Genomic DNA, 13,481 nt, shown 5'->3' with positions numbered 1-13,481 from the left:
GGCCGCGCATTCGGCGTAACTTGTATTTTGTCGGAGTCGCTGCAGCTTCGAGATGGGTTCGTGGTCCTGTTTGAGAAACCTCATGCCCCGCGTTATTCCACTACAGTAATCTTGCCGTACGAATCAGCGGTGTCGCAGCTCTAAGGGGAAAATCTTGGGAACCGTACAGGAGAGTGTGCAGAACAAGGATGCCGGCGCCGACGCGCCGCCGTTGCCGACGCTGCGTCCGCGCCAGAGCCTGCCGCCGAAAGGCTCGTGCTGGTATTGCGAAAAGCCGCTCGACAGCGTGCGCCGCTTCTGCGGCAAGGAATGCGCCGACGGCTTCGACGAGGAAGCCGAGTTCACCCGCTCCGGCGGCGCCGCGGCTCAGGCCTGATCCGCTTCCTGCGCCGCGCGCCGCAGCACTTCCAGCGCAGCCTCGAAATCGAAGCGCTGCGCCGCGCGCGCCACTTCCTCGAACGCCGCCGCGCCCAGCACCGCCGCCAGGCTCGCGCCCGACCCCTCCAGCAGATCCAGCGCGGCGCCATCGCCGCGATCCAGTAACCCCGCCAGCTGCGCCACCACCGCCCGATCAGCTTGCGCCGCGTGAAGCACCGGCGCTGCGTCCGCGGCCGTCGCGCTGGCCAGCGCATCGTCGATCGCCCGCATCACGTCTTCCAGCGCCGCTTCCACCAGCACCACGGCTTCCTGCTGGCCGGGCGCGCGATTGCGCAGCGCCACCTCGAGCAGGCTGGCCTGGAGATTCAGCCCCGGCGCGCCGATCATCCCCGCCGCGCCCTTGAGGGTATGCGCGTGGCGCTCCGCCTTGTCCAGTTCGCCGCCGTCGATCGCGGCGCGCAACGCCGCCCCGCAGTGGCGGTAATCCTCGCGAAAGCGCGCAAGGGTCTGGGCGTACAGCGTGCGGTCGCCCAGCAGGCGGCCGACGCCGTCGGCGACGTCGAGCACGCCGGGCGTCGCGGCGAGGGGAAGGGAATCGAACGCGCCGGAGCGCCGGTTGTCTGCCATTGTCATGTGCTCAACAATAGCATTTCCGACACGCGCGCAGCGTCTATTTGGTGGTGAACGACCAGTTCCTGGCGACGGCGATGCCGTCGGCCGTGCCCACGAAGCTGACGTCGTAGGTGGTGCCGGACCTGAGCGGGGACAGCGGCACGATGGCGGCAGCCGACTCCGGCGTGTGCTCGTCGCCGGCGTGCTGCAGCAGCCTGACCGGCAGGATGGCGCCGCCGCGCTGCTGGATCGTGAAGCTTTGCACCGTCAGCACGGCCGTGATGTCGCCGTGCACGCTGACCGGGTAGCCGACCTCGTTCGCGTTGGGGATCGGATCGGGCGACTCCTGGTCGCTGAAAAAGTTCGGCGCCACGCCGGTCTGGCCGGCGTAGGGCCAGTTGACCACCTTGCCGCGCCCGATGCCCGCGCCCAGGCCCCTGTTGGCAGTGAAGTCGGCGGTGTAGTAGGTGTAGTTGCGCGAAGTGGTGGCGGAGCCGGTGCCGATTTCCTTGAACATCGGCTCGAACACCACGAAGCGGTGGTAGATCGCGGTGATCAGCTCCTCCGCCATAAAAAAGCCGGAACTGCTGCCGCTGGCCGAGATCACCTCGCCCAGCGCGTAGCCGCCCGATAACGCCGGGTAGCCGGCCGCCTTCAGGCGGTCCAGCAGCGTCGCGCCGGTGAAGCCGGCCAGGCCCGCGGTTTCGTCGTGGGTGATGGTGTCGTTCAGGCGCTGGTAGTCGGAGTGGTTCTGTGCCGCGCGGTCGACGACGGTGTTCTGCGTCACCGTCGGGATGCCGATCTGGGTGCGCCGGTAGTTGAACCAGTTGCGGCCGTCGGTCGCGACGATGCCGACCGAGGCCGGGGCGCCCACTTCCGCCGGCGGGGTGCCGGGCGGCGGCGTGACCGCGACCGGCGGCGTGGTGGTGGTCACCGGCGGCGACGTGACCATGTCCGGCGTGCCGCCGCCGCCGCCACCGCCGCAAGCGGCCAGTGAGCATGCCGCGAGCAGCGTGACGAGCAGCGTGTTCAATTGGTAAGTGGTTGTTTTCATACGGATTTCTTATGCAATGTGGGTATCAATTCCAATTCTAGGCGAATTCGGCAATCGGTGAGATTTGCTTGGCTGAAGGACGCACCTTGGTTTTCATGACTGCACTGTAAAATGAGCAATTCTTCGACCTTGCCGAGCGAGCATTTGAAACCTACCCGCCAACAGCGCATGGCGCGCGCCAAATTCGCCTTGCCCAGCTCCGTCACGCTGGCGTCGATCGCATGCGGCTTCGGCAGCATCGTGATCTCGGTCGACAATGCCCACATCGGCGAACCGGGCGCGTTCCGGATGGCGGCGATCCTGCTGGTGCTGGCCGGGATCTTCGACGCGCTCGACGGCTTCGTCGCGCGGGCCACCAACACCCAATCCGACTTCGGCATGCAGCTCGACTCGATCGCCGACGTCATGAACTTCGGCTGCGCGCCCGGCCTGCTGGTGTACTGCTGGGGCTTCGCCCAGCTTGGGCTGGACCATCCGACCTTCCTGCGCGCCGGCGGCCTGGCATGCTTCATTTTCGTCGCTTGCGGCGCCTTGCGTTTGGCGCGCTTCAATGTCAGTGTCGGCCGCACCGATCCGCGCTACTTTGTCGGCATGCCGATCACCGCGGGCGCCGCCTGCGTGGCGTCGGTGGTGGTCGCATGGCCGGCGGCGCTGACCACGATGATGCAGGGTTACCTGGTGATGGGGCTGATGGTGGCGGTGGGCACCTTGATGGTGTCGACGGTGCGCTTCCCCAGCTCGAAGCAGCCGAAGAACAAGTTCACCTTGCTGGCGCTGGCGGTCTGCCTTGGCCTGCTGGCCTGGCTGCAGACGCGCTTCTTCGTGCTGTTCTTTGTGCTGTACGTGAGCGCGACGCTGCTGCTGAACATCGCGTGGCGCGAAGGCTGGCGCGGTTTGCCGCCGCCCGAGGTCTACGAAGACTAATCAGTGTCGTACCAGGGCTGGGCGCCCTGGTACGACAACCTAGGCGAACTTGTCGAGCAGCGCCGCCAGCCTGCTGGCGCTGGCCTGCGCCTCGTCGAGATCCTGCGCATTGTCGCTCTGGTTGACGATGCTGCTGCTGATTAGCTGGACGAATGCGCGGTCCAGCGCCTTGCGCGCCGCGGCCATCTGCTGCGCCACCGCCTCGCAGTCCTGCGGCTCGACCGCCAGCCCGATCAATTTCTGCACCCCGCGAAGCTGGCCCTCGATGCGCGCCAGCCGGTTCAGCAATTCCTTCTTCTGCATGGCGCTCAGCGCGCTGCCTTCGACGACCTTGATCGGCGCGGTAGCCATGGTCAGGCGACTTCGTGTCCGCGCGCCGCGCGCAGGATGGTGAACCAGTCGGGCCGGCTCAGGGTGAATGCCGTGCCGGCCACCGCGACCGAAATGGCCTCGATGCGTCCGCTGCCGGTCAGCGGAACCGGGCGGCATGGCAGCTGCATGATCCACGCGAACACCACGCTGGCAAACGGCTGGTCGACACGGTCGGCGATTCCCTTGATCACCAGCCGCAGGTTCTCGGCGTGCGCGTCGCTGCCCGAGAACAGGCGCCCGCCCGCCAGCGGCGACCAGATCATCGGCGCCACGCCCAGGTCCTGCAGGCCGTCGAAGGTCTCGTCGAACATCGGCGCCACGTGCATCGGCGAGAATTCGACCTGGTTGGAGGCCAGCGCGATGCGCCGGTTCAGGCATTCGAACTGATGGCGGCTGAAGTTCGACACGCCGAAATGGCGCACCTTGCCGGCCGCCCTGAGCGACTGGAACGCCTCGGCGATCTCGTCGAAGTCCATCAGCGGGTCGGGACGGTGGATCAGCAGCAGGTCGAGACGATCGGTATGCAGCTGGCGCAGCGACTCCTCGGCCGACGCGACGATGTGCGCGGCGGACGTGTCGTAATGCTGGATCGGGTGGCTCGGGCGGTTCGGCGACAGCAGCTTGATGCCGCACTTGGACACCAGCTCCATCTTGTCGCGCAGCGAAGGCCTGGCGCGCAGCGCTTCGCCGAACAGGCCCTCGACGCCGTAATTGCCGTAGATGTCGGCGTGGTCGAAACTGGTCACGCCCATCTCGATGCATTGCTCGATGAAGCCGACGCGCTGCTCCACCGTCATGCCCCACTCGCTCATGCGCCACATGCCGGCGACGATGCGCGACAGCTGCAGGCCTCCGGCGTACGTTGAAGTGCGAGGGCATTGCAGGTCGGATGGGAGGCTGTGCGGCATCGAGTTGGCTTTCGAGGGGAGGGAGTCAGGTCCCGCGGACCTGACTCCGGATTTTTATTGCAATTACGTGAGTGGCCAGAGAACGCGCTGGCGACAAAGGCGGGGTCAGGTCGAGACCTGACCCCCAAACCATCACTTGAACATCAGGCGCATCGAGTCCCACGCGCGGCCGAAGATCGACGCCTGCGACACTTCTTCCAGCGCCACCACCGGCAGTTCCAGCAGCGGCTTGCCGTCGACCGTCATCTTCAGCGTGCCGACCTTGCCGTTCAAGGCCAGCGGCGCGACCAGCGGGTCCTTGCGCTCGAGCACAGGCTTCATCTTGGCGGCGACGCCCTTCGGCACCGTCACCAGCACGTCGTTCGGGAAGCCGATTTTCACGGTGGTCTTCGAACCCTTCCACACTTCCGGCGTGGCGATCGCCTGGCCCTTCGAGTACAGCTTGACCGTGTCGAAGTTCTGGAAGCCCCAATTCAGCAGCTTCTGGCTTTCCTGGGTGCGCGACGCATCGGACGTGGTGCCCAGCACCACCGAGATCAGGCGGCGCTCGCCCTGGGCGCCGTTCGGACGGTGCGCCGAGGCGATCATGCAGAAGCCGGCGCCTTCGGTGTGGCCGGTCTTCATGCCGTCCACGGTCGGGTCGAGCCACAGCAGGCGGTTGCGGTTAGGCTGGGTGATCTTGTTGTAGGTGAAGCTCTTGACCGAGTCGATCTTGTAGAACTCGGGGAAGTCGGCGATCACGCGCGCTGCCAGGGTCGACAGGTCCTGCGCGGTCGAATAGTTTTCCGGGCTCGGCAGGCCGTGCGGATTGGCGAAGTGGCTGTTCTTCATGCCCATGCGCTCGGCTTCGCGGTTCATCAGCGTGACGAAGGCGGCTTCGTCGCCGGCCACCGCTTCGGCCAGCGCCACGGCGGCGTCGTTGCCCGACTGGACCATCAGGCCGTACAGCAGGTCGTTGATCTTGACCGGCGTGGCCGGGTCGATGAACATCTTCGAGCTGCTGGCGTCCACTTTCCACGCCTTGACCGACACGTTGACCATCTGGTTGATGTCGATCTTCTTGTCTTTCAGCGCCTGGAACACGACGTAGGCGGTCATCACCTTGGTCAGCGAGGCCGGCTCGATGCGCGCGGACGGATCCTGGGCGGCGATCACCTGGCCGCTGGTGGCGTCGAGCAGGATCCAGGATTTGGCGGCGATGGTCGGCGCCGGCAGGGTTTGCGCGACCGCGGCGGTCATCAGCACGACACTGGCGGCCACGGCCGCGAATAATTTTTTCATGGGAATCAAGGTCTTAGTAAGGTGGGATGCGCAGGCAATGCCGCGCGGGCATTGCCGAAAAAGAAGAAACCAATTATAGCGTCCGGCCCGCTCACTCGGCCCGGCGCCACAATTGTGTTACAAGATTCTTGATGTGGCCGAGCTTGCGGTGGAAGAAATGGTCGGCGCCCGGGATCACGATCACCGGGATGTCCTGCGGGCGCGCCCACTCGAACACGTCGGCCAGCGGGATGGTGTCGTCGGTCTCGCCGTGGATCAGGATGGTGTCGGCCGGCACCTCGGGCATCGCCCATTTGCCGGCGGCGGCGCCGACCAGCACCAGGCGCTCGGCCGGCTGGCCGGACGCGATCAGGCGCTGCTGCAGCTGGGCCTGGACGAAGGTGCCGAACGAGAAGCCCGACAGCGCCACCGGCAGGCCGGGGAAGCGCGCGCGCATGTGCTCCAGCATCACCTGCATGTCGTCGGTCTCGCCGTGGCCATGGTCGTGCACGCCTTCCGAGCTGCCGACGCCGCGGAAATTGAACAGCGCGGTGGCATAGCCCAGGCCGACGAAGGTGCGCGCCAGCGTCTGCGCCACTTTGTTGTCCATCGTGCCGCCGTACAGCGGGTGCGGGTGCGCCACCAAAGCGATGCCGCGCGGCGCTTCTTCGCCCGGCTGCATCAGCACGCATTCCATGTTGCCGGCGCCGCCGGTCAGGGTGAATTTTTCGTGTTTGTTCATGTTCAGTAACGGTGGTTCAGATCTTGAGGCGTTCGACGACTTTGCCGCCGACCAGGTGGCTGTCGACGATTTCGTCGATGTCGCTGTTGTCGACGTAGGTGTACCAGGTGCCTTCGGGATACACGACCAGCACTGGGCCTTGTTCGCAGCGGTCGAGGCAGCCAGCCTGGTTGATGCGGATCTTCTCGTGGCCGTTCAGCCCAAGCTGCTTGATGCGCGACTTGCAGTGCTTCTGCGCCGCCACCGCGTTGCGTTCGCCGCAGGATTCGCGGCCGTCGTCGCGCAGGTTGGTGCAGAAGAAGACGTGCTTTTCGAAATACGGTTTGTCGCTCATGGAACTCTTTCGCAATTGGTGAAATGCGCCTGCAATGATACCCGCTATCACTGCCGATTGAGGCGGTGCGAGGGCAGCAGCAGGTACCAGAGGGCGAAAAACGGCCATGCCAGCGATAAAAACTGGGCCGCGCCGTTGAAATTGAGAAATTTCCCCTGCACCCAGCCTTGCAAGGTCGACACGAAGTACGGGTTGGCCGGGATGGTGTTCACCACCACCAGGCTCAGCAGCAAGGTGACGATCGCCAGCCGCCGCTGCGCCACCTGCGGCGCGAACGCCAGGCCGGCCAGCATGATCAGGCCGATCAGGAAGCCGCCCTGGGCGCCCGGCGTGATCCAGACCCAGGCGTTGTCGGGCGTGAACAGCAGCGAGGTGGCCAGCGTCTTGACCACCAGCGCGGCCACCAGCATCAGCAGGATCAGCACGGTGCGCGGGGCACCGCGGCGCAGCAGGCACAGCATCGCCAGCACGGCGCCGGTCATGCCGCAAGCGGTGATGATGGTCTCGGACAGCCAGTACTGCTCGACGCTCATCGCCGCGCCCGGATGCAGCATCGCCACCAGGTCGATGCTGGTGTCGAGCCAGCTGGAGAGCCATTCGGACAGGATCGGCAGGATCTGGCCCAGGCCGAACAGGTAGCCCTGCGGGTAGATCTGCGCCAGCGGCCACAGGGCCAGCAGCACCAGGCCCTGGCTGGCGTGCGGCGCGAACCAGGTGCGGCGCACCTGGTACAGCCGGCTCTCGTTGAGGTAATTGCGCGCGCCGGCCGCGCCGATGAAGGCGCCCAGGAAGCAGCCCAGCGAGTTGGTGATGAAATCGAGATTCGACGGCACGCGGCTTGGCAGGTAGGTCTGCACCGCCTCCATCGTGCCCGACACCACGATGCCGATCAGCGCGGTGGTCAGCACCGCCCACAGGCCGCGCATGCGCGGGTTCAGCGACGGCACGATCAGCATGCCGAGCGGGATGTAGCCGAGCACGTTGACGGCGACGTCGAACACCGTCCAGTAGCGCGGCGGCGCCAGCGTCAGGAAGGCGAACGGCGACAGGCCGGTGCTGCGCCAGCCGGTAAAAGGGAACCAGCTGGCATAGACGATCAGCAGCAGATAGGCGAGCAAGGCTGCCCGCGCCATCGGTGAACCTTTGCGCCGCTCCGGCTGGATCGCCGCCTGGGTCATTATTTAGGCAGCTTGACGGTGGCGATCCACGCCGCCATGTCGGCCGACACCGCATCGGTGGCCTGTGCCAGCGCGCGCGCGCCGCCGCCGGCATCGGCGCTACTGGCGCTCACCTTGCGGCTGAAGGTGCGCTGGTCGACCAGCGTGTGGCCCTGGAACAGCGACGCGCGCAGGACCAGCTGGCCGTAGCTCGCGGTGGTGCTGTCGAAGGTGTGGGTGAAGTCGTCGACGTCGATGCGCAGCAGCGGGATGCCGGCCGCCGCGTCGGTCGCCGACAGCACCTTCATGCCGGTCTGCGCGAGGCGCGACTTGAAGCGCTGCGTCAGAAGCTGCAGCGGAGTGGCGCTCCAGCGGCTGTTGGCGTACGGGCGCGCCTGCAGCGCGTCGGCGTAGTTCAGGCGGTAGAACATGCGCTCGGTGTCGAAGGCGGCGTTGCCGGTGACGTCGGTGACCACCACCGCCGGCACCGCTTGCGCGGCGGCGCTCGCCGTGATCGGATTGGCGGCCGGGCCGAAGTCGTACAAGGCGTTGTTCGCCGGGCTCTTGCCGCCGGAAGCGCAGCCGGCCAGCAGCGCGGCGCCGGCCACCAGGGCGGCCGTCATAAAGCGTGTCGTGGTCTGGTTCATGGTTATCCTTATTTGGTCGGTGCGACGAAGCCTGCTTCGCCTGGGCCCGGGGTGGCCGCGCCGTTGCCGAAGATGAGGCCTTGCGGGCGGTCCGACAGCGAGTTGGCGGTGCGCTTGACGGCGCGCAGCGAAGTCTTCGCTTCGTCCGTCATCGACACCACGTGCGGCAGCGTTTCCAGTTCGAGGTCGCGCGTGACGCCTTCGAGCGAGCCGCCGACCCGGTCGATCGTCTCGGTCAGGCGCGTGATCGGGCCGTTCGGCGCCTGCAGCGTCGTGGCGAGGTTGTCGTAATTACGGATCGCCTTGTTCGCGGTCCTGGAAAGCTCGTTAAACGAGGCCATGCTCTGTTCGGCCTTGGCGGTCAGTTCCGGCATGCGTTTGAGGGTCGGCTCGAGCTGCTTCGGAATTTCGGCGAAAGCGTCGGCGGCCTTGCCCACCCGGTCGAAGGCGCCGACGATCTTCTGCTGGTTTTCATCCGTCAGCATGCCGTCGATCTTGGTGGTGATCTTCTCGGTCTTGTCGAGGATCGCCAGGCCGCGCTTTTCCAGCTGGTCCAGCAGGCCGGGACGCAGCGGGATCGCGGCGATGTGCGTCTTGTCGCTCTTGAGCAGCGGCGAGCCGGTTTTCTCGTCATCGAGCTGGATGAAGGCGATGCCCGTCACGCCCTGGTAGCCGAGCATGGCGAAGGTGGTCCTGGTGATCGGCGTCTCCGGATCGACCGACAGGCGGATCACGATCTGGCCGGCGACGGCGGGATTGAAACTGATGTCGTCGACCTTGCCCACTTCGAGGCCGCGGTAGCGCACCGCCGCCTGCGGGTTCAGGCCCGGGATCGATTCGGTGGTGGCGATCACGTACGGCACCCGCTCGGTGCTGTCGCGGTTGAACCAGAGTCCCGCCAGCACCGCCGCTATCACAAGCGCGATGGTGAAGAACCCCGTCATCAGGGCGTGCGATCTGTTTTCCATGCGTTAGTTCTCCGATTCTTCTTTTGCTTGCTGCACTTCCTGGTCGTGCTCGTCGAGCACTTCGAGGGCGCGCTGTCCGCGCGCGCCAAGGAAGAATTGTTTGATGAAGGGGTGGTCCACCTTCAGCACTTCGCGCGAGGGTCCCAGCGCGATCACGTGTTTTTCGGCCAGCACCGCGATCCGCGTCGACAGCGCGAACAGCGTGTCGAGATCGTGCGTGACCATGACAACCGTCAGTCCCAGCTCGCGGTGCAGCGAGTGGATCAGCGCGACGAAGGCATCCGACAGGTCGGGGTCGAGACCGGCGGTCGGCTCGTCGAGGAACAGCAGCTGCGGCTCGAGCGCCAGCGCGCGCGCCAGCGAGGCGCGCTTGACCATGCCGCCCGACAGGTCCGACGGCATCTTGTTGGCGTGCTCGATCCCGAGCCCCACCATGTTCATCTTCAGCAGCACCGCGTCGTGGATCACGTCTTCCGGCAGCGCGCGCAGTTCGCGCATCGGCTGCGCGATGTTGTCGAACACCGTCAGCGCCGAGTACAGCGCGCCCTGCTGGAACAGCATGCCCCAGTGGTTGCGCATGCGCCGCAGCTGGTCGGCGTCTGCCGCGCTGATGTCTTCGCCGAACACTTTCACCGTGCCGCGCGCGGGATGCTCGAGTCCAAGCATCTGGCGCAGCAGCACCGTCTTGCCGGTGCCGGAGCCGCCGACGATCGACAGGATCTCGCCTTCGTAGATTTCGAGGTTCAGGTCCTGGTGCACGACGGTCTTGCCGAACTTGGTCCACAGGCCCTCGATCTCGACCACCGGCGGCCCGACATCCTCGTCGGGCTTCAGGGTCAGGCGCGGCGCCTCACGCTTCGGTTTGGTTTCATCCACCATCAGAAGAACCCCACACCGCTGAAGATGATCGCGAACACCGCGTCGGCCAGGATCACCACCGTGATCGCGGTCACCACCGAAGTCGTCGTGCCATGCCCGAGGCTTTCGGTGTTCGGCTTGATGCGCAGGCCGAAGTGGCAGGACACCAGCGCGATCAGCATGCCGAACACGCAGCCCTTGAGAAGGCCGATGATGTAGTTGATCAGCGGGACCGCGTCCGGCAGCTTCTGGATGAAGTAGCGCGCCGACAGGTTCAATTCGATCTTCGCCGAGATCATCCCGCCAATCAGGGCGGCCGAATCGGTCCACACCACCAGCAGCGGCATCGAGATCGCCAGCGCGAGCACTTTTGGCATGATCAGGCGGTAGCCGTGCGAGATCCCCATCACCAGCATCGCGTCGAGTTCCTCGGTCACGCGCATCACGCCCAGCTGCGCGGTGATCGACGAGCCGGAACGGCCGGCCACCAGGATCGCCGCCAGCAGCGGTCCCAGTTCGCGGATCACGCTCATGCCGAGGATGTTCACCAGGTACATGTCGCCGCCGAAGGTGCGCAGCTGTTGCGCCGACAGGTAGGACAGCACGATCCCGATCAGGAAGCCGACCAGCGCGGTGATGCCCAGCGCCTGGAAGCCGGCGTGAAAGATGTTCGCCGAAATCTCCAGCCACGGGCCGGTGCGCGGATTGCGCGCGAAGCGCCACAGGTCCTGGATCACCTGGCCGATCAGCTGGATGAAGCCCTTGAGGTGTTCGAAGAAGGACAGGATCGCGAAGCCGAGCTTCATCACCCAGGTCAGGCGGTGTGCGCGCGTCGACGGCACGGCGGTCTTGCTCGATTCCTCGATGCGGTTGAACAGCTCTTCCTGCTTGGGCGCAAGCTTCAGGTCGGCGGGGCGCTGCTTGTCCCAGGCGTTCCAGAACATCTGCGCGCCGATATGGTCGATGCGTTCGATGCCGGACAAGTCCCATCCGAGCTGCTTGCCTTTGTACGACGCCAGCGTCTTGCTGATTTCCTTGATCGCGCCGCGGTCGCCCAGCGCGTGCACCTGCCATATACCGGATGCCACGACAGCTTCGGTTCCGCTGTCGGCATGGTTTAGGGATAAGGTTGGCGCATTTTCAATTGGCATTGCGCCAGTGTAAAAGAGTTTGACCGCATCCGCCACAGATGTTCTCTAGCGTACTCATGCCGCCAGATGGCGGATTTGGCGCTGCGGCGCCGCTGCCGGCCTGGCTTTTTCGGCCGGTGCGATGTCGGAAGCGACCAGCGCGGCCGCCGCTTCCTTGCTCATGCCGCGCACCTGCAGCCATTGCGCCACCAGCGCGGCCAGGCGATCGAGCGCTATGCGGTGGGTCGCATCCGTCTTACTATAGATCCAGTCGGAGAACGCCATGAAGTTGGCGAACGGCGCGTCGCCCAGCATCGGGCCGATTGTATTGACGAAGCGGCCCGAGTTGGCGACCAGGTCCCAGTAGCGCGCGAACCGCACCAGCCGCAGCATGGTCGGGAAGTCGATCGTGCTGGTCGCCAGGATCGTATAGGGCGGGTAGGGATCGAACACCAGGCCGAACGCCTCGGTATGGCGGATGATCGGCGTGCCGCGCAGGCGCTTGAGGATGCCGAACTGGATCTCGTGCGGTTTCAGCGCCACCAGCTGGTCGAAGCCGCGGGCGAAGCTGGCGACGTCCTCGCCCGGCAGGCCGGCGATCAGGTCCACGTGCAGGTGCGCGTTCGACTGTTCGCACAGCCAGCGGATGTTGTCGGCCGCCCTGGCGTTGTCCTGCTTGCGGCTCACCAGCGCCTGCACCTCCGGATTGAAGCTCTGGATGCCGATCTCGAACTGCAGCGCACCCGGCGGGAATTTGGCGATGGTCTCCTTCAGCGCGTCCGGCAGGTGGTCCGGCACCAGCTCGAAGTGGGCATAGACCGGGTCGTCCGGGTTGGCCGCCAGCTTATCGAGGAAGAACTGCATGATCTTCAGGCTGGTCTTGATATTCAGGTTGAAGGTGCGGTCGACGAACTTGAACAGGCGGGCGCCGCGCGCATGCAGCGACTCCAGCTCGCCCAGGAAGGTATCGAGCGCGAACGGCCACGCGGTCTTGTCCAGCGCCGACAGGCAGAATTCGCACTTGAACGGGCAGCCGCGCGAAGCCTCTACATACAGAGTGCGGTGCGCGATATCGTGATCTGTATACAGTGAGTAGGGCATTTTGATCTCGGCCATGGGCGGCTGCACGCCGGCGTGGACCTTCATCAGCGGCTTCGGGCCATTCAGGATCTCGCCGCACAGCTTGGGGAAAGTGACGTCGCCCCAGCCGGTGACGAGGTAGTCGGCCAGCTTCACGATCTCCTGCTCGCTGCTCTCATGCGACACTTCCGGACCGCCCAGCACGATGGTGACGTGCGGCGCCACGCGCTTGAGCATCGCCACCACGCGGGTGGTCTCTTCGACGTTCCATATATATATGCCGAAACCGATGACCTCCGGCTCGCGCGCCAGCAGGCGTTCGACGATCTCGGTGGTCTTCGCGCCAATGACGAATTCCTGGATGCTGGCGTGCGCCTGCAGTTCGCCCATGTTCGCTAACAGATAGCGCAGCCCGAGCGAGGCGTGGGCGTAGCGGGCGTTGAGCGTGGAAAGGATGATCGTCATGAGGCTGCTTGTGGCGGAAAAGCAGCCATTCTACGCCCCCGTCGACAATTTCCCACGAAATGTCACAAACCCTCTTGCTAACCCTGACAGGCGTTTGCTATAGTTCGTCTCCCGTTGGAAAAGACGCACTGAATCAACGAGTTGCGACAGACTCATCGGGAAATGCCTTAACGGCAAGTAGCAAAAAAGAAGTTGACGAAACAGCGAAAACGCTTCATACTCTTTCTTCTTCGCGGCTGACAAACAAAACGATTTGTCGACAAGCTGCAAGGCAGCACCGAATAAAGTTCTTTAACAATTAACAGTCGATAAGTGTGGGCGTTTGATGAAGGTGCCAGTGGCCTCGGTCACTGAATACTTAAATTATCAAATGTTCACAAAAAAGAAATATAGGCGCTACGAAAGTAGTGGCCTGTCAGTATTTTGAGTGAGCGATCTGTCCGCAAGGACATTAAACAGAGATTGAACTGAAGAGTTTGATCCTGGCTCAGATTGAACGCTGGCGGCATGCCTTACACATGCAAGTCGAACGGCAGCGCGGGGCAACCTGGCGGCGAGTGGCGAACGGGTGAGTAATATATCGGAACGTATA

Annotated in this window: 15 protein-coding genes and 1 rRNA gene; 3 read left to right on the top strand and 13 right to left on the bottom strand. The window is 64.8% G+C overall.

Annotated features, from left to right (window positions below; genetic code table 11):
* The first annotated feature begins 154 nt into the window (after window positions 1-154).
* Window positions 155-376 (top strand): hypothetical protein, encoded by a 222-nt coding sequence (locus tag AC1D02_RS20025; protein ID WP_477320139.1) that lies wholly within the window; start codon window positions 155-157, stop codon window positions 374-376.
* Here the strand turns inward: AC1D02_RS20025 and AC1D02_RS20020 are convergent.
* On the bottom strand, window positions 367-1,005 hold the full coding sequence (locus AC1D02_RS20020) for an Hpt domain-containing protein (protein WP_477320137.1): 639 nt from the start codon (window positions 1,003-1,005) through the stop codon (window positions 367-369). The two genes, AC1D02_RS20025 and AC1D02_RS20020, sit on opposite strands and share 10 nt — an antisense overlap.
* 43 nt (window positions 1,006-1,048) lie before the next feature.
* Complete coding sequence (locus tag AC1D02_RS20015) at window positions 1,049-2,044, bottom strand: CAP domain-containing protein (protein ID WP_477320135.1); 996 nt, start codon at window positions 2,042-2,044, stop codon at window positions 1,049-1,051.
* A 111-nt stretch (window positions 2,045-2,155) separates the two neighbouring features.
* Between AC1D02_RS20015 and pssA the strand changes: the two genes are divergently transcribed.
* Window positions 2,156-2,968, top strand: a complete 813-nt coding sequence (gene pssA, locus AC1D02_RS20010) for a CDP-diacylglycerol--serine O-phosphatidyltransferase (RefSeq protein ID WP_477320133.1) — start codon at window positions 2,156-2,158, stop codon at window positions 2,966-2,968.
* A 39-nt stretch (window positions 2,969-3,007) separates the two neighbouring features.
* Here pssA and AC1D02_RS20005 read toward each other — a convergent pair whose 3' ends face one another.
* The 11 genes from AC1D02_RS20005 to AC1D02_RS19955 form a co-directional block, all read right to left on the bottom strand.
* On the bottom strand, window positions 3,008-3,319 hold the full coding sequence (locus AC1D02_RS20005) for a metal-sensitive transcriptional regulator (RefSeq protein WP_477320131.1): 312 nt from the start codon (window positions 3,317-3,319) through the stop codon (window positions 3,008-3,010).
* 2 nt (window positions 3,320-3,321) lie between these two features.
* On the bottom strand, window positions 3,322-4,248 hold the full coding sequence (locus AC1D02_RS20000) for an aldo/keto reductase (protein ID WP_477320129.1): 927 nt from the start codon (window positions 4,246-4,248) through the stop codon (window positions 3,322-3,324).
* Between the two features lie 132 nt (window positions 4,249-4,380).
* Window positions 4,381-5,529, bottom strand: coding sequence for a D-alanyl-D-alanine carboxypeptidase family protein (locus AC1D02_RS19995; protein ID WP_477320127.1), 1,149 nt, complete (start codon window positions 5,527-5,529; stop codon window positions 4,381-4,383).
* A 91-nt stretch (window positions 5,530-5,620) separates the two neighbouring features.
* Window positions 5,621-6,250 carry an alpha/beta hydrolase gene (locus tag AC1D02_RS19990; protein WP_477320125.1) on the bottom strand — a complete coding sequence of 210 codons (630 nt, stop codon included), beginning with the start codon at window positions 6,248-6,250 and terminating at the stop codon, window positions 5,621-5,623.
* Window positions 6,251-6,266: 16 nt separating this feature from the next.
* Window positions 6,267-6,584 carry a (2Fe-2S) ferredoxin domain-containing protein gene (locus AC1D02_RS19985; protein WP_477320123.1) on the bottom strand — a complete coding sequence of 106 codons (318 nt, stop codon included), beginning with the start codon at window positions 6,582-6,584 and terminating at the stop codon, window positions 6,267-6,269.
* A gap of 47 nt (window positions 6,585-6,631) precedes the next feature.
* Window positions 6,632-7,762: a VanZ family protein gene (locus tag AC1D02_RS19980; RefSeq protein WP_477320121.1), complete on the bottom strand. Its 1,131-nt coding sequence runs from the start codon at window positions 7,760-7,762 to the stop codon at window positions 6,632-6,634.
* Window positions 7,762-8,388: an ABC-type transport auxiliary lipoprotein family protein gene (locus AC1D02_RS19975; protein WP_477320119.1), complete on the bottom strand. Its 627-nt coding sequence runs from the start codon at window positions 8,386-8,388 to the stop codon at window positions 7,762-7,764. Before AC1D02_RS19975 ends, AC1D02_RS19980 begins: the two co-directional genes overlap by 1 nt.
* 8 nt (window positions 8,389-8,396) lie before the next feature.
* Window positions 8,397-9,356 (bottom strand): MlaD family protein, encoded by a 960-nt coding sequence (locus AC1D02_RS19970; protein ID WP_477320117.1) that lies wholly within the window; start codon window positions 9,354-9,356, stop codon window positions 8,397-8,399.
* A 3-nt stretch (window positions 9,357-9,359) separates the two neighbouring features.
* Window positions 9,360-10,235 carry an ABC transporter ATP-binding protein gene (locus AC1D02_RS19965; RefSeq protein ID WP_477320115.1) on the bottom strand — a complete coding sequence of 292 codons (876 nt, stop codon included), beginning with the start codon at window positions 10,233-10,235 and terminating at the stop codon, window positions 9,360-9,362.
* Entirely contained in the window at window positions 10,235-11,365 is a 1,131-nt protein-coding gene (locus tag AC1D02_RS19960) for an MlaE family ABC transporter permease (RefSeq protein ID WP_477320113.1), read from the bottom strand. The genes AC1D02_RS19965 and AC1D02_RS19960 overlap by 1 nt, the downstream gene beginning before the upstream one ends.
* A 54-nt stretch (window positions 11,366-11,419) precedes the next feature.
* Window positions 11,420-12,889 carry a B12-binding domain-containing radical SAM protein gene (locus AC1D02_RS19955; RefSeq protein WP_477320111.1) on the bottom strand — a complete coding sequence of 490 codons (1,470 nt, stop codon included), beginning with the start codon at window positions 12,887-12,889 and terminating at the stop codon, window positions 11,420-11,422.
* Window positions 12,890-13,353: 464 nt separating this feature from the next.
* Between AC1D02_RS19955 and AC1D02_RS19950 the strand changes: the two genes are divergently transcribed.
* A 16S ribosomal RNA gene (locus tag AC1D02_RS19950) occupies window positions 13,354-13,481 on the top strand; the annotation flags it as partial.

It is taken from the genome of Massilia sp. P1_C10 (assembly GCF_056406475.1).
Note: the sequence above shows the minus strand (reverse complement) of the source record. Positions and strands in the feature narration are given on the sequence as shown.

Coding starts and splice junctions, on each gene's coding strand:
- AC1D02_RS20020 (WP_477320137.1), bottom strand. CDS start 1,005: ATGGCAGACAACCGGCGCTCCGGCGCGTTCGATTCCCTTCCCCTCGCC.
- AC1D02_RS20015 (WP_477320135.1), bottom strand. CDS start 2,044: ATGAAAACAACCACTTACCAATTGAACACGCTGCTCGTCACGCTGCTC.
- pssA (WP_477320133.1), top strand. CDS start 2,156: ATGAGCAATTCTTCGACCTTGCCGAGCGAGCATTTGAAACCTACCCGC.
- AC1D02_RS20005 (WP_477320131.1), bottom strand. CDS start 3,319: ATGGCTACCGCGCCGATCAAGGTCGTCGAAGGCAGCGCGCTGAGCGCC.
- AC1D02_RS20000 (WP_477320129.1), bottom strand. CDS start 4,248: ATGCCGCACAGCCTCCCATCCGACCTGCAATGCCCTCGCACTTCAACG.
- AC1D02_RS19995 (WP_477320127.1), bottom strand. CDS start 5,529: ATGAAAAAATTATTCGCGGCCGTGGCCGCCAGTGTCGTGCTGATGACC.
- AC1D02_RS19990 (WP_477320125.1), bottom strand. CDS start 6,250: ATGAACAAACACGAAAAATTCACCCTGACCGGCGGCGCCGGCAACATG.
- AC1D02_RS19985 (WP_477320123.1), bottom strand. CDS start 6,584: ATGAGCGACAAACCGTATTTCGAAAAGCACGTCTTCTTCTGCACCAAC.
- AC1D02_RS19980 (WP_477320121.1), bottom strand. CDS start 7,762: ATGACCCAGGCGGCGATCCAGCCGGAGCGGCGCAAAGGTTCACCGATG.
- AC1D02_RS19975 (WP_477320119.1), bottom strand. CDS start 8,388: ATGAACCAGACCACGACACGCTTTATGACGGCCGCCCTGGTGGCCGGC.
- AC1D02_RS19970 (WP_477320117.1), bottom strand. CDS start 9,356: ATGGAAAACAGATCGCACGCCCTGATGACGGGGTTCTTCACCATCGCG.
- AC1D02_RS19965 (WP_477320115.1), bottom strand. CDS start 10,235: ATGGTGGATGAAACCAAACCGAAGCGTGAGGCGCCGCGCCTGACCCTG.
- AC1D02_RS19960 (WP_477320113.1), bottom strand. CDS start 11,365: ATGCCAATTGAAAATGCGCCAACCTTATCCCTAAACCATGCCGACAGC.
- AC1D02_RS19955 (WP_477320111.1), bottom strand. CDS start 12,889: ATGACGATCATCCTTTCCACGCTCAACGCCCGCTACGCCCACGCCTCG.